Origin of the sequence: Streptomyces sp. ITFR-16 (assembly GCF_031844705.1) — a bacterium.
In the GTDB taxonomy this organism is placed as follows: domain Bacteria; phylum Actinomycetota; class Actinomycetes; order Streptomycetales; family Streptomycetaceae; genus Streptomyces.
In genome coordinates, this window is sequence record NZ_CP134609.1 from 5468498 (window position 1) to 5490670 (window position 22173).

The window sequence follows — 22173 nt, forward strand, 5'->3', positions numbered from 1 at the left end:
GGGCGCCCCGTGAGCAACATCCCCGAGACAGGACGGACCCAGCGGGTCCAGATCCGCCTCATCGTCATCCAGGTCCTCGTCTTCTCCCTGCTGCTCACCCTCGGCGGCCGCCTCTGGTACCTCCAGATCCGCAACGGCCAGGAGTACTCCGACGAGGCGAAGAACAACCACGTCCAGCAGGTCGTCCAGCCCGCCGCCCGCGGCTCCATCCTCGACGCGCGCGGCGTGCCCCTCGCCGACAACGAGACCCGTCTGGTCGTCTCCGCCAGCCGCACCGAACTGCTGAAGACGGCCGACGACGGCAAGGGCGTCCTGACCCGGCTGGCCGGCGTCCTGGACATGAAGCCCAAGGACGTCATGGACAAGGTCCGGCTCTGCGACGCCAAGACCCCGCAGCCCTGCTGGAACGGTTCGCCCTACCAGCCGATCCCGGTCACCGACGAGGCCACCACCCAGCAGGCCCTGACGATCCGCGAGCGCGCCGAGGACTTCCCCGGCATCACCGCCGAACCCACCGCCGTCCGCCGCTACGCCGCGCCCGGCAAGGCCAACACCGCCCAGGTCCTCGGCTATCTCTCGCCCGTCACCGACGAGGAGATCACCAAGGCCCAGGACACCGACTCGCCCTACCTGCGCTCCGACCAGGTCGGCCGCTCCGGCCTGGAGCGCACGTACGACAAGGAGCTGCGCGGCAAGGCGGGCGTCACCCGCTACGAGGTCGACAACCTCGGCCGGGTCATCGGGCAGGCCAAGAACGACAAGGCGGAGCCCGGCGCCAGCGTCGTCACCTCCATCGATGCCCGCGTCCAGGCCGTCGCCGAGTACGAGCTCAACCAGGCCATGAAGGTCGCCCGTACCGAGTTCGACACCAACACCGGCGAGAACTACAAGGCCGACTCCGGCGCCGTCGTCGTCATGGAGGCCAAGACCGGCCGGGTCGTCTCCATGGCCTCGCTGCCCAACTATGACCCCAATGCCTGGGTCGGCGGGATCTCCGCCAAGGACTACGCCAAGCTCACCGGCAAGAACTCCAACTTCCCGCTGCTGAACCGCGCCATCCAGGGCCAGGCGGCCCCCGGCTCCATCTTCAAGGTCATCTCCTCGACCGCCGCGGTCAACGCCGGGTACCCCTTCGACGGCAGCTACCCCTGCCCGAGCTCGTACTCCATCGGCGGCCAGACCTTCAAGAACTTCGAGTCCCAGGGCTACGGCAACATCACCATCGGCCGCGCCCTGGAGGTCTCCTGCGACACCGTGTACTACGGCATCGCGCACAAGGAGTGGGCGAAGGACGGCGGCAACAACCCCAAGAAGCACCCCAACGACTGGTTCTACAAGACCGCCCACCAGTTCGGCCTCGGCAAGGAGACCGGCATCGACCTCCCCAACGAGGTCAGCGGCCGGGTCCCGGACCGCGAGTGGAAGAAGAACTTCGCCAAGGCCAACCACGACGCCTGGTGCAAGCAGGGCAAGAAGGACGGCTCGTACGTCGAGAAGATCGCGTACGAGAACTGCCTCGAGGGCGACAAGATGCGCGCCGGTGACTCCGTCAACTACTCGATCGGCCAGGGCGACACCCTCGTCACCCCGATCCAGATGGCGACCATCTACGCGGCCATCTCCAACGGCGGCACGCTCTACGACCCCACGGTCGGCAAGGCGATCGTCAGCGGCGACGGCAGGACCGTCCAGGAGATCAAGCCCAAGTCGCACGGCAAGCTGCCCTTCACGCAGAAGACGCGCAACGAAATAGACGAAGCCCTCGCGGGTGTCGCGACCCGCGGCTCCGCCGCCTGGCGATTCGGCGGCTGGCCGCAGGACAAGATCCCGATGCACGCCAAGACGGGTACCGCCGAGGTCTACGGCAAGCAGACGACCTCCTGGTTCGCCACGTACACCAAGGACTACACGGTCGTCATGACGATCTCCCAGGGCGGCACGGGTTCCGGCGCCTCGGGACCCGCCGTCCGCAACATCTACAACGCCCTCTACGGCCTCGACGCCTCGGGCAAGCAGGACCTCAAGAAGGCCCTGCTGCCGACGCCCCAGAAGTCCCTGCCGAAGATCCAGCCGGACGGCACCATCAACGCCCCGAAGATCACCCCGTACAAGCCCGACTCGGACAAGGACCCCGGTGAGCAGACGCTCGCAGCGGTCCTGGGGAGGCGCGACTGATGGCCGGCTTCTCCGTCCAGCGCTACGCCCCCGAGCGCTCCACCTGGGGCCGGCTCACCGCCCGTGACTCCGTGGTGCGCCGCCTCGACTGGCCGCTGCTGGGCTCGGCGATCGCGCTCTCCTTCATCGGCTCGCTGCTGGTCTGGTCGGCGACCCGGGGACGTGACTCGCTCACCCACGGCGACCCGTACTACTTCCTCTTCCGCCACGCCCTCAACACCGGCATCGGCATCGCCCTGATGATCGGCACGATCTGGCTCGGCCACCGCACTCTGCGCGGCGCGGTCCCGATCATGTACGGCCTGTCCGTACTCCTCGTGATGGCGGTCCTCACCCCGCTGGGCGCCACCGTCAACGGCGCCCACGCCTGGATCCTGCTGCCCGGCGGCTTCTCCCTCCAGCCCTCCGAGTTCACCAAGATCACGATCATCCTGGGCATGGCGATGCTGCTCGCCGCCCGGGTCGACGCGGGCGACCAGGTGCATCCCGACCACCGGACCGTCGCCAAGGCCCTAGGCCTGGCCGCCCTGCCGATGGTGGTCGTCATGGGGATGCCGGACCTCGGGTCCGTCATGGTCATGGTCGTCATCGTGCTCGGCGTGCTGCTGGCCTCCGGCGCGTCCAACCGCTGGGTCTTCGGCCTCCTCGGCGCGGGGGCCGCGGGCGCCGTCGCCATCTGGCAGCTGGGCCTGCTCGACGACTACCAGATCGCCCGGTTCGCCGCCTTCGCCAACCCGGCGCTCGACCCGGCGGGCGTCGGCTACAACACCAACCAGGCCCGCATCGCGATCGGCTCCGGCGGCCTCTCCGGCACCGGCCTCTTCCAGGGCACCCAGACCACCGGCCAGTTCGTCCCCGAGCAGCAGACCGACTTCGTCTTCACCGTCGCCGGCGAGGAACTCGGCTTCCTCGGCGCCGGCCTGATCCTGGTCCTGCTCGGCGTCGTCCTGTGGCGCGCCTGCCGCATCGCCCGCGAGACCACCGAGCTGTACGGCACGATCGTCGCCGCCGGCATCATTGCCTGGTTCGCCTTCCAGGCCTTCGAGAACATCGGCATGACCCTCGGCATCATGCCGGTCGCGGGCCTGCCCCTCCCGTTCGTCTCCTACGGCGGCTCCTCGATGTTCGCCGTCTGGGTGGCGATCGGCCTGCTCCAGTCGATCAGGGTGCAGCGGCCGATAACGGCCTGAGCGGTCACGGAGCCCCTGCCCATCCGCCCCCATCGCGTCTAGATTCGATGCATGGCGGACTCGAAGCGAGAGATCGAGCGGAAGTACGAAGCCACCGGCGCCACCCGGCTGCCCGACCTCGGCCGGGTGGCCGGGGTCGCGGCCGTCGGTCATCAGGGCGTCATGGAGCTGGATGCCGTCTACTACGACACCGAGGACCTCCGGCTCGCCGCCGCCTCCCTCACGCTGAGGCGCCGCACCGGTGGGGACGACGCCGGGTGGCATCTGAAACTGCCGGTCGCCTCCGGGGTCCGCGACGAGATCGGCGCCCCGCTCTCCGACACCCTGCCGCCCTCCCTCGCCGCGCTGATCCGCTCCCGGGTCCGGGACCGGGACGTCGTCCCCGTCGTACGGCTGCGCTCCGCGCGGGACGTCCATCTGCTCACCGGTCCCGACGGCGCGCCCCTGGCCGAGCTCAGCGTGGACGAGGTCCGGGCCGAGCGGCTGCACGGCGGCAGCGGCCGTACCGCCTGGACCGAGATCGAGGTCGAACTCGCGGACGGCGGCGACCCCGCCTTCCTCGACGCAGTCGAGAAGCGGCTGCGCAAGGCCGGGATCCGGCCCTCCGCCTCCCCCTCCAAACTCTCCCGGGCCCTGGAGGAGACCTCCGGGGGCAGGAAGAAGGCGGGTGGGGGGAGAGGGAAGGGGGCCGGGGCGCCGCGCACCGCGGGGGACCATGTCCTCGCCTACGTACGGCACCAGGTCACCGTGATCGTCGCCCTCGATCCGGCCGTGCGCCGCGGGCTGCCCGACTCCGTGCACCGGATGCGGGTCGCCACCCGGCGGCTGCGCAGCGCGCTGCGGACGTACCGCAAGGTGCTCGACCGGAGTGCCACCGCTCCCGTCGGCGCGGAGCTCAAGTGGCTCGCGGCCGAGCTGGGGGTCGACCGCGACCAGGAGGTGCTGGACGCGCGGCTGCGGGCCCGGCTCGACGGACTGCCGCGCACGCTCGTCCTCGGGCCGGTCCGGGCCCGGCTGAAGATGTGGTCGGTGGCCCGGCGCAGCGGCTCCCGCCGCCGTACCGTCGCCGTGCTCGACTCCGGGCGCTATCTGGCGCTGCTGACCGCCCTGGACGCGCTCCTGGCCGAGCCGCCGCTGCTGCCCGGCGCCGCACGCCCGCCCGGCAAGGTGCTGGCCCGCGCCGTGCACAAGGACCACAAGCGGCTCGCCGCCCGGGTCCACCGGGCCCTGGACCTCCCGCCGGGGCCGGAGCGCGACCTCGCTCTGCACGACGCCCGCAAGGCCGCGAAGCGCGCCCGGTACGCGGCCGAGGCGGCCCGCCCCGCGCTCGGGAAGCCCGCCAGGAAGTCAGCCAGACGGCTGAAGGGCGTACAGAGCCTCCTCGGAGATCACCAGGACAGCGTGGTCGCCCGCGAGGCCCTGCGCGCCCTCGCCGTCCAGGCCCATGCGGCGGGCGAGCCGTCCTTCACCTGGGGACTGCTGTACGGGCAGGAGGAGACGACGGCCGCCGCGCGGGAACGGGAGCTGCCCGGCGCGTGGGCGAAGGCCGTGCGGGCGGACCTCCGGGCGGCCTCGGGAGGCTGAGCGTCGCGGTACGCTGGATGGTCACCCCTGCCGGCTCTCGAAAGTTCGCGATGTCTGTCGATTCGGTCTTCCCACAGCTCGAAGCTCTGCTCCCGCATGTGCAGAAGCCCATCCAGTACGTCGGCGGTGAGCTGAACTCCACCGTCAAGCCGTGGGACGAATGCGACGTCCGCTGGGCTCTCATGTACCCGGACGCCTACGAGGTCGGACTCCCCAACCAGGGCGTCATGATCCTGTACGAGGTGCTCAACGAGCGTCAGGGCGTCCTCGCGGAGCGCACCTACAGCGTCTGGCCGGACCTCGAAGCGCTGATGCGCGAGCACAAGGTGCCGCAGTTCACCGTGGACAGCCACCGCCCGGTCAAGGCGTTCGACGTCTTCGGGCTGAGCTTCTCCACCGAGCTCGGCTACACCAACATGCTCACCGCCCTGGACCTGGCCGGCATCCCGCTGGCCGCGAAGGACCGGGGGATCGACGACCCGATCGTGCTCGCCGGCGGCCACGCCGCGTTCAACCCCGAGCCGATCGCGGAGTTCATCGACTGCGCGGTCATCGGCGACGGCGAGCAGGCCGTCCTGGAGATCACCGAGATCATCCGCGCCTGGAAGGCCGAGGGCCGCCCCGGCGGCCGCGAGGAGGTGCTCTTCCGCCTCGCCAGGACCGGCGGCGTGTACGTCCCCGGCTTCTACGACGTCGAGTACCTCCCGGACGGCCGCATCGGCCGCGTCGTGCCGAACAGGTCGGGCGTGCCGTGGCGGGTGTCCAAGCACACCGTCATGGACCTCGACGAGTGGCCCTACCCCAAGCAGCCCCTGGTCCCGCTCGCGGAGACCGTCCACGAGCGGATGTCCGTGGAGATCTTCCGCGGCTGCACCCGCGGCTGCCGCTTCTGCCAGGCCGGCATGATCACGCGCCCCGTGCGGGAGCGAAGCATCACCGGCATCGGCGAGATGGTGGAGAAGGGCCTCAAGGCGACCGGCTTCGAGGAGGTCGGCCTGCTCTCGCTCTCCTCCGCCGACCACACCGAGATCGCGGAGGTCGCCAAGGGCCTCGCGGACCGCTACACCGAGGACAAGATCGGCCTCTCGCTGCCCTCCACCCGCGTCGACGCGTTCAACGTGGACCTGGCCAACGAGCTGACCCGCAACGGCCGTCGCTCCGGTCTCACCTTCGCCCCCGAGGGCGGCTCCGAGCGCATGCGCAAGGTCATCAACAAGATGGTCTCGGAGGAGGACCTCATCCGGACCGTCGCCACCGCGTACGGCAACGGCTGGCGTCAGGTGAAGCTGTACTTCATGTGCGGGCTGCCCACCGAGACCGACGAGGACGTCCTGCAGATCGGCGACATGGCGGTCAACGTCATCGCCAAGGGCCGCGAGGTCTCCGGGCAGAACGACATCCGCTGCACCGTCTCCATCGGCGGCTTCGTGCCCAAGCCGCACACCCCCTTCCAGTGGGCCCCGCAGCTCAGCGCCGAGGAGACCGACGCCCGGCTCACCAAGCTCCGGGACAAGATCCGCGGCGACAAGAAGTACGGCCGTTCGATCGGCTTCCGCTACCACGACGGCAAGCCCGGCATCGTCGAGGGCCTGCTCTCGCGCGGTGACCGCCGCGTCGGCTCCGTCATCCGTGCCGTCTACGAGGCCGGCGGCCGCTTCGACGGCTGGCGCGAGTACTTCAGCTACGACCTGTGGATGAAGAGCGCCGAGAAGGCACTGCCCGACTTCGGCGTGGACGTCGACTGGTACACCACCCGCGAGCGGACGTACGAGGAGGTCCTGCCCTGGGACCACCTGGACTCCGGCCTCGACAAGGACTGGCTCTGGGAGGACTGGCAGGACTCGCTCGACGAGACCGAGGTCGAGGACTGCCGCTGGACCCCGTGCTTCGACTGCGGGGTGTGCCCCCAGATGGACACCAGCATCCAGATCGGCCCGACGGGCAAGAAGCTCCTGCCGCTGACGGTCGTGAAGTGACACGGCCCGGCTCCTGCCGGGTGACAGCCGTGTGACGAAGGCCCGGCCGGGGAAACCCCCGGCCGGGCCTTCGCGTCATGACGTGCATGGACTACGGAAAGCACCAGGCACCCGCGCGGTACGAGAGCGGCGACGGCTGTCTGACGACGCTCGTCAGGATTCCGGTCAGGATCGTGGTGCTCCTCGTCGTCCTGCCGGTCCGGATGGTGTGGGACGCCCTCGTCGTGACCGTCCGCGCCGCCGACCGGGTGCTGCTGCGCCCGCTGGGACGCGCGCTGGCCCGGCTGTTCGATGTGCTCGTGGCCGTACCGGCGCGCCGGCTGTACACCTGGGTGCTGACCCCGCTGGGCCATGCGCTGGTGTGGCTGGCGGCGGCCGTCTTCGTCTGGCCGTGGGTCGCGCTCTGGCGGTACGTCGTGGTGCCCGGGGTGCGGTACGGGATCGTCGTGCCGCTGGCCTGGCTGTACGCCCAGGTGCTCACCCCGCTCGGACTTGGGCTGCGCTGGGTCCACCGGGCGCTCCTGGCCCCGGCCGGCCGCGGGATCGCCACGGCCGTGAAGTGGCTGCTCACCGTGGTCCTCGTGATGCCGGTGGTCCTCGTGTGGCGGTACGTGCTGGTGCCGCTGGGGCTGGCCGCCACCTGGGTGGTGGAGCACCTGATCGTGCTGCCGCTGGCCTGGACGTACCGCAGGCTGCTCACCCCGCTGGGCCATGGCATCGCCTGGACCCTCGACCTGCTGGCCCGGGGCATCGGCGCCGGATTCCGGGGGCTGTGGGCCGCCGTGCGGTGGCTGGTCTCGGTGCTTCTCGTCACCCCGCTGGTCTGGCTGTACCGGCGCGTCCTGACCCCCCTCGGCCGGGAGACCGCCGCCGCGATCCGGGTCGCCTGGCGGGTCGCCGGATTCATCTCCCGGGCCGTCGGGCAGGCCCTCGCCTGGCTCGCGTGGCACCTGATCGGGGCGCCGGTGACCTGGGTCTACCGCACGGTGTGCACCCCGGTCGGCCACTTCGTCCGCGACGCCGTGCTGGCACCGCTGGGCCGGGCCGCGCGCGCGGTCGGCCGGACGGCCCGGCAGACGCTGCGCACCGCCCGTGAGACGGTCCGCCAGGCCCGGCGCGACGCGTGGCGGGCCCTGGTCGGCGCGCCCCGCGATCCCGAGCCCCGGGAACCGGTGGGCCGTCCTGCGCGTACTCTGGGTAGTACAACGACTGTGCCCAGCGCGGCGCCCGAACCAGAGATCTCCCTGCTCGGAGAGAAAACCGTCCAGCAGGGGTGAGCCGGGCCGGACACCCCGGGGCCACCCGCATTTCGAGGGCGGCGCGCCACCGCGTCCGCCCCGCACCGAGGAGAAGAACCACTGGGCAAGCGACAGCCCGAAGGCCCGCCGCCCGCACCGGCAGTGCAGCGCATCCGACTGCGCTACACCAAGCGCGGCCGCCTCCGGTTCACCAGTCACCGCGACTTCCAGCGTGCCTTCGAGCGGGCGCTGCGCCGTTCCCAGGTGCCCATGGCCTACTCGGCGGGCTTCACCCCGCACCCCAAGGTGTCGTACGCCAATGCCGCACCCACCGGCACGGGCAGCGAGGCCGAGTTCCTGGAGATCGCCCTCACCGAGTTCCGCGACCCCGCCGTCCTGCGCGAGCAGCTCGACGCGTCGATGCCGGACGGCCTCGACATCACGGACGCCGTCGAGGCCCGCACCTCGGGTCTCGCCGACCGGCTGACGGCCTCCATCTGGGAGATGCGTCTCGACGGGGTTCCGGTGGAGGACGCCGAGAAGGCCGTCGCCGCCTTCAACGCGGCGCCGGCCGTCGAGGTCGAGCGCCGGACGAAGAACGGCATGCGCAGCTTCGACGCCCGGGCCGCCGTGGTCGACCTGCAGGCTCACGATCCGCAGGCTGATAGGCCCGGCGACAAGGCCTGTGCGATACTGCGGCTGGTTGTTCGGCACGTGACACCTGCCGTACGGCCTGACGACGTCCTGTCCGGTCTCCGCGTTGTGGCCGACCTGGCGCCGCCGGTCCCCGCAGCGGTGACCAGGCTGGCGCAGGGGCTCTTCGACGAGGAGTCCGGCACGGTGACCGACCCGCTCGCGCCCGACCGCGAGGCAGCCCCGGCCGCTCCATCCATGGCCGCCGGGACCGCCGTCGCGACGGCGCCGGAAGGTGCAGGCACCGCGTAAGGCGGTCGTTGTAGCGCAGCCCTCGGACTCGGGAGCCACCTGGGCCGGGCCGCGCGCTGACCCATAAGACTTTCGCCAGGCCGTACGCACACCGCGTAGGGAACCGGCGAGCCAGACATCGAAGCTCCCGTGCGGCGCCCGCGCCCCGGACGGCGGTATCGCGACGAACCTCGCGGACCGTGCCGGACCGGAATCAGGTGCGGCGCCCGGGAGCACGACGGGAGAACCGCCCGCATGCCCCAGCCGACCGAACCCGGCACGACCGGGAACGCCGAAGACAACAACACCCCCGGGGACAAGCTGCCGCCGCGCCGCAGGCGCCGCGCCGCGTCCCGCCCGGCCGGCCCGCCGTCGGCGGGCACCCCGGCCGCCGCCGAAGCGCCGGCCATACCGGCCGTTGACGCCGGAGAGTCGCAGACCAGCACCGAGAACACCGCCGCACCCGAGCCCGAGGCCGCGCCGCCGGCCCGTACGCGCCGCCGTGCGGTCCGCAAGGCGACCGCTCCGGCGGGTGCGCCGCAGGCGGCCGAGCCGGTGGAGATCGTCGAGGAAGCCGTGGCTGTGGAGCCGGTCGCGGAGCAGGTTGCCGAGGAGCCGGCCGCTGAGCCGGTCGAGGCGCCGCGTGCGCGTCGTCGTGCCTCCCGCAAGGCCACGGCTCCGGCGGGTGCGCCGCAGGCGGCCGAGCCGGTGGAGATCGTCGAGGAAGCCGTGGCTGTGGAGCCGGTCGCGGAGCAGGTTGCCGAGGAGCCGGCCGCTGAGCCGGTCGAGGCGCCGCGTGCGCGTCGTCGTGCCTCCCGCAAGGCCACGGCCCCGGCGGGTGCGCCGCAGGCCGCCGAGCCCGTCGAGATCGTCGAGGAAGCCGTCGCCGTGGAGAGCCCCGAGCCCGCCGCGGCCGAGCCGGTCGCCGCCGAGGCGCCGCGCGGTCGCACCCGGCGCAGGGCGTCCGCCCCGGCCGGTGCCCCGCAGGCCACGCGCGTCGAGCCCGCCGCCGAGACCCCCGAGCCCGCCGCAGAGGCCGTCGAGGTCACCGAGGTCACCGAAACGGCCGAGCCCGCCGAGGCGCCGCGTGCCCGTCGCCGTGCCTCCCGCAAGGCGTCGGCCCCCGCCGGTGCCCCGCAGGCCGCCGAGGAGCGCGTCGAGGTCCAGACCGGCGAGAGCCTGCCCGAGGCCGCCGTCGAGGAGCTGGCCGCCGAGACCGCCGAGGTCGAGGAGGCCGCCCCGCGCGGCCGTCAGCGCCGCCGCGCCACCGCCGCCGCGGGCCGCCCCGAGTTCACCGGCAAGGTCGAGGAGCCCGCGCGCCGCAGCCGTCGCGCGACGCGCCCCGCCGTGGCCGTCTTCCAGGCGCCGGTCTTCGCCGAGCCGATGTTCCAGACCCCGGAGACCGCGGCCGCAGCGGCCGCTGCCGCCGGTCCGGTCGCGCACGACGAGGAGCCCGAGGACGAGAGCGTGGCGGTGGAGGAGCAGTCCGCCCCCGCCGCCCCCGCCGAGGCAGCGCCGCAGGGCGGTTCGCGCCGCCGTCGCCGCCGCCGCGGTGAGGCCGAGGCCGAGCCCGCCGCCGAGTCCGCCCCGGCCGCCGCCCCGGTCCAGGAGCAGCCCGAGGACGAGCAGGAGCCCTCGGGCGAGAACGAGGCCGAGCAGGACGGGGAGGACACCGACGAGTACGGCGACCGCCCCTCGCGCCGGCGCCGTCGCGGCGGCCGTCGCCGCCGCCGGGGCGAGTCCGCCGAGGACGACGCCGCCGAGCAGCACACGGACGAGGCCGACCGGGCCGAGGACGAGCACGAGCCCGCCCAGGAGTCCGAGTCCGCCGACGAGGACGACGAGCAGGACGACCACGAGGCGGCCGGCTCCGGGTCGAGCAGCAGCCGCCGTCGCCGCCGCCGCCGCCGTCGCAGCGGTGACGCCTCCTCGGACGCCGAGAACGGCACGGACGACCCCGAGCGCACCGTCGTGAAGGTCCGCGAGCCGCGCAAGAAGGAGGCCGAGCGCGAGCCCGGCACCGGCTTCGACGAGGTCCAGTCCATCAAGGGCTCGACCCGCATGGAGGCCAAGAAGCAGCGCCGCCGCGAGGGCCGCGAGCAGGGCCGTCGCCGCGTCCCGATCATCACCGAGGCGGAGTTCCTGGCCCGCCGCGAGGCCGTCGAGCGCGTCATGGTCGTCCGCCAGAACGGCGAGCGCACCCAGATCGGCGTCCTCGAGGACAACGTGCTCGTCGAGCACTACGTCAACAAGGAGCAGGCCACCAGCTACGTCGGCAACGTCTACCTGGGCAAGGTCCAGAACGTGCTGCCGTCCATGGAGGCCGCCTTCGTCGACATCGGCAAGGGCCGCAACGCCGTCCTGTACGCCGGTGAGGTCAACTTCGAGGCGCTCGGCATGGCCCACGGGCCGCGCCGCATCGAGACCGCGCTCAAGTCCGGCCAGTCCGTCCTCGTCCAGGTGACGAAGGACCCGATCGGTCACAAGGGCGCCCGCCTGACCAGCCAGGTCTCGCTGCCCGGCCGCTACCTGGTCTACGTGCCCGAGGGCTCGATGACGGGGATCAGCCGCAAGCTGCCCGACACCGAGCGCGCCCGGCTCAAGACCATCCTCAAGAAGATCGTCCCCGAGGACGCGGGCGTCATCGTCCGCACCGCAGCCGAGGGCGCCAGCGAGGACGAGCTGCGGCGTGACGTCGAGCGTCTCCAGCAGCAGTGGGAGGAGATCCAGAAGAAGTCCAAGAGCAGCGGCAGCTCCAACGCGCCGACGCTGCTCTACGGCGAGCCGGACATGACCGTCCGGGTCGTCCGCGACATCTTCAACGAGGACTTCTCCAAGGTCATCGTCAGCGGCGACGACGCGTGGGAGACCATCTACGGCTACGTCTCGCACGTGGCGCCCGACCTGACGGACCGGCTGTCGCGGTGGACCTCCGAGGTCGACATCTTCGCGACGTACCGGATCGACGAGCAGCTCATGAAGGCGCTGGACCGCAAGGTCTATCTGCCGAGCGGCGGCTCCCTGGTGATCGACAAGACCGAGGCGATGGTCGTCGTCGACGTCAACACCGGCAAGTTCACCGGCCAGGGCGGCAACCTGGAAGAGACCGTCACCAAGAACAACCTGGAGGCGGCCGAGGAGATCGTGCGCCAGCTGCGGCTGCGCGACCTCGGCGGCATCGTCGTCGTCGACTTCATCGACATGGTGCTGGAGTCCAACCGGGACCTGGTGCTGCGGCGCCTGCTGGAGTGCCTGGGACGCGACCGTACGAAGCACCAGGTCGCCGAGGTCACCTCGCTGGGCCTGGTCCAGATGACCCGCAAGCGGGTCGGCCAGGGCCTGCTGGAGTCCTTCTCCGAGACCTGTGTCCACTGCAACGGGCGCGGCGTCATCGTCCACATGGAGCAGCCCACCTCGGTGGGCGGCGGCGGCAACGGCAAGCGTTCCAAGAAGCGCCGCGGCGGCTCCGGCCAGGACCACGAGCACGGCCACGAGCACGAGCAGGACCACGAGGTCGAGACCGAGGCCGAGGTCGCGGCCGAGGTCGCCGCCCCGGTGGCGCTGCCCGAGCCCGAGTTCGTCCCGGACGAGGAGCTGTACAGCAGCCCGGCCGAGGCCGAGGCGGCCGCCGGGCGCGGCCGCGGCCGCCGTCGGGCGACCCGCAAGGCATCGGCCCCGGCCGGCGCCCCGAAGTCCGCGTCCGCCCCGGCCCCCGCGGCCGAGCCGGCCGTGGAGCCGGAGCCCGTGGTGGAGCCCGAGCCCGTCGTGGAGCCGGAGCCGGTGGCCGAGGCCCCCGCCGAGGCGCCCCAGGGCCGTACGCGCCGCCGGGCGACCCGTAAGGCGACCGCCCCCGCCGGTTCGCCGGCCCGGGCCGAGCAGGTCGTGGCCGAGGAGCCGGTGTCCGACGCCGACCCGGTCGCCGCCGAGGACCCGGTCGCCGCGCCGCCGCACGTCGAGGAGGAGCCGGCCCCGGCCCCCGCCGAGGAGCCGACCGCACCGCCGCGTGCCCGGCGCCGGGTGACCCGCAAGGTCACCGCCCCCGCGGGTTCGCCGGCGGGTGCCGACGAGGCCGCGGTCGTCGTGGTCGCCGCTTCCGGAGCGGAGGACGCCCCCGAGGCCGACGCCGAGCCGGCACCGGCCAAGAAGACGGCCCGCAAGACGGCGAAGAAGGCCACCGCCAAGAAGGCGGCCGTCAAGAAGACGGCGGCCAAGAAGACCGCCGCGAAGAAGACGACGGCCAAGAAGGCGACGGCGAAGAAGACGGTGGCGGCCGAACAGCAGGCGCCGTCCGTCACGGCTTCCGCCGACGAGGTCTGACCACCTCGCACCGCGCGCGACGCAGTCGGGCCGGTCCCGCTCACGGGGCCGGCCGGCTGCGTTCCGGTGCCCGGCCGCCCCCGCACCCCGATACGGAAGCTCCCGCACATGCACAAGATCCAGAAGGCCGTCATACCGGCCGCCGGGCTCGGTACCCGGTTCCTGCCGGCGACGAAGGCGACTCCCAAGGAGATGCTGCCGGTGGTCGACAAGCCGGCCATCCAGTACGTCGTGGAGGAGGCCGCCGCGGCGGGGCTGAGCGATGTGCTGATGATCACCGGACGCAACAAGCGGGCCCTCGAGGACCACTTCGACCGGAACTACGAGCTGGAGTCGGCGCTCACCCGCAAGGGCGACGCCGAGCGGCTGGTCCGGGTCCAGGAGTCCAGCGACCTGGCGACCATGCACTACGTCCGCCAGGGCGACCCGCGCGGACTCGGCCATGCCGTGCTGTGCGCGGAGCCGCACGTCGGCGACGAGCCGTTCGCGGTGCTGCTCGGCGACGACCTGATCGACCCGCGCGACCCGCTGCTGGCCCGGATGACGGAGATCCAGGAGCGCGAGGGCGGCAGCGTCGTGGCGCTGATGGAGGTCGCGCCCGAGCAGATCCATCTGTACGGCTGCGCCGCCGTGGAGGCCACCGGGGACAGCGACGTCGTCAAGGTCACCGGACTGGTCGAGAAGCCCGAGCCAGGCGATGCCCCCAGCAATCTGGCGGTCATCGGGCGCTACGTCCTGGACCCCGCCGTCTTCGGCGTGCTGCGCGACACGGAGCCCGGCCGGGGCGGCGAGATCCAGCTGACCGACGCGCTCCAGCAGCTGGCCGCCGACGAGAAGCTCGGCGGTCCGGTGCACGGCGTCGTCTTCCGGGGCCGGCGCTACGACACCGGTGACCGCGGCGACTATCTGCGGGCCATCGTCCGGCTCGCCTGCGAGCGCGAGGACCTGGGCCCGGACTTCCGCACCTGGCTGCGCGGCTTCGTCGCGGCCGAGCTCTGAGCCGCCGCCCGTACGGCGCACGCACCCCACCCCGAGACACCCGCACCAAGGACCAAGGAGAACCCTCATGATCGGCATGATTCTGGCGGCCGGCGCAGGCCGTCGTCTGCGCCCCTACACCGACACGCTTCCCAAGGCCCTGGTGCCGGTCGGCCCCGAGGGCAACGAGGAGAGCCTCACCGTCGTCGACCTGACGCTCGGCAACTTCGCCGAGGTCGGCCTGACCGACGTCGCGATCATCGTGGGCTACCGCAAGGAGGCCCTGTACGAGCGCAAGGCCGCCCTGGAGGCCAAGTACGGCGTCAGCATCACGCTGATCGACAACGACAAGGCCGAGGAGTGGAACAACGCCTACTCCCTGTGGTGCGGCCGTGACGCCCTCAAGGACGGTGTGATCCTCGCCAACGGCGACACCGTGCACCCCGTCTCCGTCGAGAAGACGCTGCTGGCCGCGCGCGGCGAGGGCAAGAAGATCATCCTCGCCCTCGACACGGTCAAGCAGCTCGCCGACGAGGAGATGAAGGTCGTCGTCGAGGACGGCAAGGGCGTCCGGCGGATCACCAAGCTGATGGACCCGGCCGAGGCCACCGGTGAGTACATCGGGGTCACCCTCATCGAGGGCGACGCGGCCGAGGAGCTGGCCGACGCGCTGAAGACCACGTTCGAGCGCGACCCCGACCTGTACTACGAGGACGGCTACCAGGAGCTCGTCAACCGCGGCTTCAAGGTCGACGTGGAGCCGATCGGCGACGTGAAGTGGGTCGAGATCGACAACCACGAGGACCTGGCCAAGGGCAGGAAGATCGCGTGCCAGTACTGACCCGGCTGATACCCGCGCCGGTCGTCGTCGACATCCGCGCGGGCGCTCTGGCCGATCTCGCGGGTGTCCTCGCCGATCAGCGGATCTCCGGCTCGGGCAAGCTGGCGGTCGCGATCAGCGGGGGTTCCGGCCGGGCGCTGCGGGAGCGGCTCTCGGACAGTCTGCCGGGTGCTTCCTGGTTCGAGGTGGGCGGCGGCACGCTGAACGATGCCGTCAAGCTCGCCGAGGCCATGAAGTCCGGCCGCTACGACGCCGTGGTCGGCCTCGGCGGCGGCAAGATCATCGACTGTGCGAAGTTCGCCGCGGCGCGCATCGGGCTGCCGCTGGTCGCCGTGGCGACGAACCTGTCCCACGACGGGCTGTGCTCCCCGGTGGCCACCCTGGACAACGACGCGGGCCGCGGCTCGTACGGCGTCCCGAACCCGATCGCCGTCGTCATCGACCTCGACGTCATCCGTGAGGCCCCGGTCCGCTTCGTGCGGTCCGGGATCGGGGACGCGCTCTCGAACATCTCCGCCGTGGCGGACTGGGAGCTGGCCCACCGGGTCAACGGCGAGGACATCGACGGGCTGGCCGCCGCGATGGCCCGGCAGGCCGGCGAGGCCGTGCTGCGCCACCCCGGCGGCCTGGGCGACGACTCCTTCCTCCAGGTGCTGGCGGAGGGGCTGGTGCTCACCGGTATCTCGATGTCGGTGGCGGGCGACAGCCGTCCTGCCTCCGGCGCCTGCCACGAGATCAACCACGCCTTCGACCTGCTCTTCCCCCAGCGGGCCGCCAGCCACGGCGAGCAGTGCGGGCTGGGCGCGGCGTTCGCGATGCATCTGCGCGGCGCGCACCGGGAGTCCGTACGGATGACCGAGGCGCTGCGGCGGCACGGGCTGCCGGTCACGGCCGAGGAGATCGGGTTCAGCGCGGAGGAGTTCGTCTCGGTGGTCGACTTCGCGCCCCGGACCAGGCCCGGCCGCTACACGGTCCTGGAGCACCTGAATCTGTCCGCGGACGGGATCAGGGACGCCTACGCCGACTACGTCAGCGCCGCCGGAGCCTGAGGCGGGGCCCGAAAGGGGACCCGGTTTGACCGGGCTGTCCGGGGCCCCGTAATCTTGACCGTCGGCGTTTGTTCGCCACACCTCTGAGCACTGACCTCCCGCTCGTACGGGAGAGGCCGCTCGTCCAATCCGGATCATCACGGGTCCCCGGACCCGTGTGAGCGGCTGGCATCAGAGGTTTCCGCTTCGAGTGAGAGTGAGATCCGCGTGTACGCCATCGTGCGCAGCGGTGGTCGCCAGCACAAGGTTGCTGTCGGCGACATCGTTGAGGTTGACAAGATTCCCACCGCCAAGGTTGGCGACACGGTAGAGCTCTCTACCCTGCTCGTTGTCGACGGCGACGCCGTGACCAGCGACCCGTGGGTGCTGGACGGCATCAAGGTCCAGGCCGAGATCGTGGACCACCACAAGGGCGCGAAGATCGACATCCTTCGCTACAAGAACAAGACCGGCTACCGCCGTCGCCAGGGTCACCGCCAGCAGTACACGGCGATCAAGGTCACCGGTATCCCCGCGGCTGCGAAGTAAGGGACTGAGGAGACATGGCACACAAGAAGGGCGCATCGTCCACTCGGAACGGGCGCGACTCCAATGCTCAGCGGCTCGGCGTGAAGCGCTTCGGCGGTCAGGCCGTCAACGCCGGTGAGATCCTGGTCCGCCAGCGCGGCACCCACTTCCACCCGGGCACGGGCGTCGGCCGTGGCGGCGACGACACGCTGTTCGCCCTCGCCGCCGGTGCGGTCGAGTTCGGCACGCACCGTGGCCGCAAGGTTGTGAACATCGTTCCGATCGCCGGCTGAATTTCCGGCGCTCGTCGAGCGGTTTGACGTGGAGGCGGACCTCACTTCCTGATCAGGGAAGTGGGTCCGCCTTTCGCGTGTTGTTCCTGTCAGGGACGCACGAGCGAGACATTTCTGCATGTATGTAACTGGAGGTTCCACCCATGACCACCTTCGTGGACCGCGTCGAGCTGCATGTCGCCGCGGGTAACGGAGGCCACGGCTGTGCCTCCGTTCACCGTGAGAAGTTCAAGCCGCTCGGCGGCCCGGACGGCGGCAACGGCGGCCGTGGCGGCGATGTGACCCTGGTCGTCGACCAGGCCGTCACCACGCTCCTCGACTACCACCACCATCCCCACCGCAAGGCCACCAACGGCCAGCCCGGCGCGGGCGACAACCGCACCGGCAAGGAGGGCCAGGACCTGGTCCTGCCCGTGCCGGACGGCACCGTCGTCCTCGACCGCGAGGGCAATGTGCTCGCCGACCTCGTCGGCCAGGGCACCATGTTCGTCGCCGGCCAGGGCGGCCGCGGCGGCCTCGGCAACGGCGCGCTCGCCTCGGCGCGGCGCAAGGCCCCCGGCTTCGCGCTGCTCGGCGAGCCCGGTGAGGCCCGGGACATCGTCCTGGAGCTGAAGACCGTCGCCGATGTGGCCCTGGTGGGCTACCCCAGCGCCGGCAAGTCCTCGCTGATCTCGGTCCTGTCCGCCGCCAAGCCGAAGATCGCCGACTACCCGTTCACCACGCTCGTCCCGAACCTCGGCGTGGTCACCGCGGGCAGCACCGTCTACACCATCGCCGACGTCCCGGGCCTGATCCCGGGCGCCAGCCAGGGCAAGGGCCTCGGACTGGAGTTCCTGCGCCACGTCGAGCGCTGCTCGGTCCTCGTGCACGTCCTGGACACGGCGACGCTGGAGTCCGACCGCGACCCGGTCTCCGACCTCGACATGATCGAGGAGGAGCTCAAGCTGTACGGGGGGCTCGACGACCGGCCCCGCATCGTCGTCCTCAACAAGATCGACATCCCGGACGGCCAGGACCTGGCGGACATGATCCGCCCGGAGCTGGAGGCCCGCGGCTACCGCGTCTTCGAGGTGTCCGCCGTCGCGCGCACCGGCCTCAAGGAGCTCTCCTTCGCGCTGGCCGGTGTCATCGCCGAGGCGCGTGCCGCCAAGCCCGTCGAGGAGGCCACCCGTATCGTCATCCGGCCCAAGGCCGTGGACGACGCCGGCTTCACCGTGGTGCTGGAGGACGACGGCATCTACCGGGTGCGCGGTGAGAAGCCGGAGCGCTGGGTGCGCCAGACCGACTTCAACAACGACGAGGCCGTCGGCTACCTCGCGGACCGGCTGAACCGGCTCGGTGTCGAGGACGAGCTGCGCAAGGCCGGGGCCCGCGCGGGCGACGGTGTGGCCATTGGCGCCGAGGACAACGCCGTCGTCTTCGACTGGGAGCCGACCGTGTCCGCCGGTGCGGAGATGCTCGGCCGCCGCGGTGAGGACCACCGCCTGGAGGAGCCGCGCCCGGCCGCCCAGCGCCGCCGCGACCGCGAGGCGGAGCGCGACGACGTCAGCAAGGAGTACCAGGAGTTCGACCCGTTCGCGTGAGCGGGACGAGCCGGTAGCGAGACCTGACACGGTCCCGGTCCCCTTCGGGGGGCCGGGACCGTGTGCGTGGTGCCCGCGCTACGCGTGCTCGGCCTGCTCGCGCAGTGCCTCGGCGGGGGAGGGGGCCGGGGTGCGCTCCGCGAGCGGCACGACCGGCAGCAGGGTCTCCTCGCCCAGGAAGACCCGGCGCACGACGCGCTCGGCCGCGTTCCCGTCGTCGTAGTCGCAGTAGCGCTCCCGGAACGCCGCGCGCAGCCCGGCCGCCTTCTCGTCGCGCCACGCATCGGAGCCGAGGAGCGCGGTGAGCTGCGCCTGGCCGGTGGCGACCGCGCCGGGGGGCTCGGCCATCAGGTCGAAGTAGGTGCCGCGCACGACCCGGTAGGTGTCCCAGTCGTCGGCGTAGATCACGATCGGCCGGTCCAGGTTGGCGTAGTCGAACATCGCCGAGGAGTAGTCCGTGACCAGGGCGTCCGCCGCGAGGTAGAGCCGCTCCACGTTCCCGTGCGCCGAGACGTCGATGATCCGGCCGCTGGCCTGGAGCTCGGCGAGCCGGTCCGTGGGCTTGTAGAAGTAGTGGCCGCGCACCAGCAGGGTGACGTCGGGGCCCAGCTCCTCGGCGAGCCTGGGCAGATCGAGCCGGGGCGCGAAGGACTTCTCGTACTCGCGGTGGGTCGGCATGTAGAGGAAGGCCGTCGAGCCGTCCGCCAGACCGAGGTCGTGCCGGGCGGCCACCACGTCCGCCGCGGTGGCGTTGAGCAGCACGTCGTTGCGCGGGTAGCCGGTCTCCAGCGTGGTGTAACGACAGGGGTACACCCGCTCCCACACGGTGGTGGAGAACCGGTTGGACGACAGGCTGTAGTCCCATCTGTCGCAGCGGCTGAGCAGCTTCTCCATGTCCATGTTGGTGGACGCGGGGTACTGCGCCTGGTCGAGCCCCATCGTCTTCAGCGGGGTGCCGTGATGGGTCTGCAGATGGACCTGGCCCTCGCGCTTGACGACGGTGTCACCGAAGTTGACGTTGTTCGTCAGGTACTTGGCGCGGGCCATCACCGACCAGTACTCGCGGGAGCCGACGACCACCGTCTCGACGCCCTTGGGCACCCGGTCGCGGTGCTCGGAGCGGACGGCCCAGACCCGGCGCATCCCGGGGGCGAGACGGCCGAGCTCGGCCTCGATCGCGGCCGGGTTGCAGGAGTAGCCGCGCCCCCAGTACGCGGAGAACACCGCCAGGTTCTCGTCCAGCGGCATCCGCAGCTGGGACCGGTAGAACACACCGAGGGCGGCCCGCTTGGCCCGGCCGATACGGGCCCGGCTGCCCAGCCGTGCCCGGTTGCGCACGTTGTTGGCGCGGGTGACGCCGACGAACGCGGAGTACGAATCGACGCCCAGCAGCGCGTACTTGTAACCGCGCCCGCCCGCCGGCCGCACGAAGCCCTCCGGGAGCCGGCTGCGGTAGTCCTTGGCCGCCCGGTGGAAGAACTCGCCGCGTGCGTCGCGCGGGAGCCGGCCCGGCTTCTCCAGGACCGTCAGGAAGTGGTCGACCATCTTCCTGAAGAGCGCCGGACGCCACACGTCGAGTTCGGGCCGCTCGTCCAGGAAGGCGAACACACGGTCGTACTGGTCGAAGACGTCGAAGTGCTTCCGGCTGACCGTACGGAGGATGTTGCCGCCCTCGCGCCGCTGCCGGTACATCACACAGGAGCGGTCGAGCACGGCGATGCGCTCCGCCGAGACCAGCGAGGAGTACGTCCACGGCGCGTCCTCGTAGTAACCCGGCGGGAACCGCAGGCCGAGGCGGGTGACGAAGTCGCGGCGGTAGGCCTTGTTCCACACGATCTGCAGCAGATCCAGCAGCTGCGGCCGGTCCTCCAGCCGGAAGACGGCGGGCCCGCTCTCGTCCAGCAGCTCGGCCCGCTTATTGCGCAGCAGCCGCCCGTCCCAGTAGGTCCGGGTGTAGTCGTAGATCAGGACGTCGGGGTCGTCCGTCGCCTCCAGCCGCGCCGCGATGGCCGCGAGCGAGCCGGGGGCGAGGGTGTCGTCGCTGTCCAGGAAGAGCACGTAGTCGCCGCTCGCCCGGTCCAGACCCGCGTTCCGCGCCCGTCCGAGCCCCACGTTCTCGGTGAGGTGCAGCACATGGACCCGGGGATCGCGTTCGGCGTATGTGTCGAGGGTCGCGCCGGAACCGTCCGGGGAGCAGTCGTCGACGCCGATGACCTCGAAGTCGGTGAAGTCCTGCCGGAGCACGGAGTCGAGACACTCCCCGATGTACCCCTGCACGTTGTACGCAGGCACGATGAGCGTCAGTCGAGGCATCGTCCACCAGTTCCAGAGAGCTTTCGCAGGGTCCGTGCGAGGGGCGCGGTGCGCACCGTTGAACAGTGGCCGGCGTCCAGCACCCGGACAGCGTAATTGATCCCCGGGACCGCCCCCGGGGTGGTAAGGCCCGGTCCGGCGGTCCCGTACGGCCGTCCACGTAGAGTGAAGCCGATGGATATGACACCGGGCAGGGAGAGTCACGACATGACCTGGATGGTTACGGGCGGGGCGGGATACATCGGTGCGCACGTCGTGCGCGCGATGCTCGCGGGCGGTCAGCAGGTGGTCGTCTTCGACGACCTCTCGACCGGAAGCGCGGACAAGGTCCCGGCCGGGGTGCCCCTGGTGACCGGCAGTGTTCTCGACCGCCAGGCCCTGGACGCGGCGATCCGCGAGCACGGTGTGACCGGTGTGGTGCACATCGCGGGCAAGAAGCAGGTCGGCGAGTCCGTCGAGCGCCCCCTCTACTACTACAAGGAGAACGTCACCGGGCTGGAGGTGCTGATCGAGAGCATGGTCGCGGCCGACGTCGACCGCCTCGTGTTCTCCTCGTCGGCCGCCGTCTACGGCATGCCCGACGTGGACCTCGTCACCGAGGAGACCCCGTGCGCGCCGATGAGCCCGTACGGCGAGACCAAGCTCGTCGGCGAGTGGCTGATCCACGCCGCCGCCCGGGCCCACGGGCTGCGCTGCGCCTCGCTCCGCTACTTCAACGTCGCCGGAGCCGCCTCGCCCGAGCTCGCCGACGCCGGGGTGTTCAACCTCATCCCGATGGTCTTCGAGCGCCTGGAGGCCGGTGAGAGCCCCCGGATCTTCGGCGACGACTACGCCACGCCCGACGGCACCTGCATCCGCGACTACATCCACGTCGAGGACATCGCCACCGCCCACCTCGCGGCCGCCCGCCGGCTGGAGGAGGCCGAGCCCGGCACGGACCTCACGCTGAACATCGGCCGAGGCGAGGGCAGCTCGGTACGGGAGATGGTCGACCGGATCCTCAAGGTGACGGACAACGGGGACGTCGGCGCCGAGGTGACCGCGCGCCGCCCCGGCGACCCGGCACGCGTGGTCGCGGGCGCCGACCGGATCCGCGCGGAGCTGGGCTGGTCGGCCCGGTACGGCGTGGACGAGATGATCGACTCCGCCTGGCAGGGCTGGCGGCTGCGCCACCCCTAGGGCTCGGTACGCGAAACGGCCCGCAC

Annotated in this window: 15 protein-coding genes; 14 read left to right on the forward strand and 1 reads right to left on the reverse strand. The window is 71.7% G+C overall.

What is annotated here, in order from left to right; all coding sequences use genetic code 11:
• Positions 1 to 9: 9 nt before the first annotated feature.
• The 13 genes from mrdA (at position 10) to obgE (ending at position 18655) form a co-directional block, all read left to right on the forward strand.
• Positions 10 to 2175, forward strand: coding sequence for a penicillin-binding protein 2 (gene mrdA, locus RLT58_RS24180; RefSeq protein ID WP_311312459.1), 2166 nt, complete (start codon positions 10 to 12; stop codon positions 2173 to 2175).
• Complete coding sequence (gene rodA / locus RLT58_RS24185) at positions 2175 to 3365, forward strand: rod shape-determining protein RodA (protein WP_311312460.1); 1191 nt, start codon at positions 2175 to 2177, stop codon at positions 3363 to 3365. The genes mrdA and rodA overlap by 1 nt, the downstream gene beginning before the upstream one ends.
• 51 nt (positions 3366 to 3416) lie before the next feature.
• A complete protein-coding gene (locus RLT58_RS24190) occupies positions 3417 to 4949 on the forward strand; it encodes a CYTH and CHAD domain-containing protein (protein ID WP_311312461.1) in 1533 nt (510 codons plus the stop codon).
• 50 nt (positions 4950 to 4999) lie between these two features.
• Complete coding sequence (locus tag RLT58_RS24195; protein ID WP_311312462.1) at positions 5000 to 6925, forward strand: TIGR03960 family B12-binding radical SAM protein; 1926 nt, start codon at positions 5000 to 5002, stop codon at positions 6923 to 6925.
• An 86-nt stretch (positions 6926 to 7011) separates the two neighbouring features.
• The gene (locus RLT58_RS24200; protein ID WP_311312463.1) at positions 7012 to 8202 is read left to right on the forward strand and encodes a hypothetical protein; all 1191 of its coding nucleotides are present in this window, start codon (positions 7012 to 7014) and stop codon (positions 8200 to 8202) included.
• A gap of 123 nt (positions 8203 to 8325) precedes the next feature.
• On the forward strand, positions 8326 to 9108 hold the full coding sequence (locus RLT58_RS24205) for a TIGR03936 family radical SAM-associated protein (protein WP_311312464.1): 783 nt from the start codon (positions 8326 to 8328) through the stop codon (positions 9106 to 9108).
• A 234-nt stretch (positions 9109 to 9342) separates the two neighbouring features.
• Positions 9343 to 13404 carry an Rne/Rng family ribonuclease gene (locus tag RLT58_RS24210; protein WP_311312465.1) on the forward strand — a complete coding sequence of 1354 codons (4062 nt, stop codon included), beginning with the start codon at positions 9343 to 9345 and terminating at the stop codon, positions 13402 to 13404.
• A gap of 108 nt (positions 13405 to 13512) precedes the next feature.
• Complete coding sequence (gene galU, locus RLT58_RS24215) at positions 13513 to 14403, forward strand: UTP--glucose-1-phosphate uridylyltransferase GalU (RefSeq protein ID WP_311312466.1); 891 nt, start codon at positions 13513 to 13515, stop codon at positions 14401 to 14403.
• A gap of 67 nt (positions 14404 to 14470) precedes the next feature.
• Positions 14471 to 15223 (forward strand): phosphocholine cytidylyltransferase family protein, encoded by a 753-nt coding sequence (locus tag RLT58_RS24220; RefSeq protein WP_311312467.1) that lies wholly within the window; start codon positions 14471 to 14473, stop codon positions 15221 to 15223.
• Positions 15211 to 16272 carry an iron-containing alcohol dehydrogenase family protein gene (locus RLT58_RS24225; protein WP_311312468.1) on the forward strand — a complete coding sequence of 354 codons (1062 nt, stop codon included), beginning with the start codon at positions 15211 to 15213 and terminating at the stop codon, positions 16270 to 16272. Before RLT58_RS24220 ends, RLT58_RS24225 begins: the two co-directional genes overlap by 13 nt.
• 207 nt (positions 16273 to 16479) lie before the next feature.
• On the forward strand, positions 16480 to 16800 hold the full coding sequence (gene rplU, locus RLT58_RS24230; protein WP_018551604.1) for a 50S ribosomal protein L21: 321 nt from the start codon (positions 16480 to 16482) through the stop codon (positions 16798 to 16800).
• A gap of 14 nt (positions 16801 to 16814) precedes the next feature.
• Positions 16815 to 17072 (forward strand): 50S ribosomal protein L27, encoded by a 258-nt coding sequence (gene rpmA / locus RLT58_RS24235; protein WP_018103204.1) that lies wholly within the window; start codon positions 16815 to 16817, stop codon positions 17070 to 17072.
• A 143-nt stretch (positions 17073 to 17215) separates the two neighbouring features.
• On the forward strand, positions 17216 to 18655 hold the full coding sequence (gene obgE / locus RLT58_RS24240) for a GTPase ObgE (protein WP_311312469.1): 1440 nt from the start codon (positions 17216 to 17218) through the stop codon (positions 18653 to 18655).
• 78 nt (positions 18656 to 18733) lie between these two features.
• Here obgE and RLT58_RS24245 read toward each other — a convergent pair whose 3' ends face one another.
• The gene (locus RLT58_RS24245) at positions 18734 to 20968 is read right to left on the reverse strand and encodes a bifunctional glycosyltransferase/CDP-glycerol:glycerophosphate glycerophosphotransferase (RefSeq protein ID WP_311312470.1); all 2235 of its coding nucleotides are present in this window, start codon (positions 20966 to 20968) and stop codon (positions 18734 to 18736) included.
• A gap of 207 nt (positions 20969 to 21175) precedes the next feature.
• On the opposite strand from RLT58_RS24245, the gene galE reads away from it, so the two are divergent.
• Positions 21176 to 22147, forward strand: a complete 972-nt coding sequence (gene galE / locus RLT58_RS24250) for a UDP-glucose 4-epimerase GalE (RefSeq protein ID WP_311312471.1) — start codon at positions 21176 to 21178, stop codon at positions 22145 to 22147.
• Positions 22148 to 22173 lie beyond the last annotated feature (26 nt).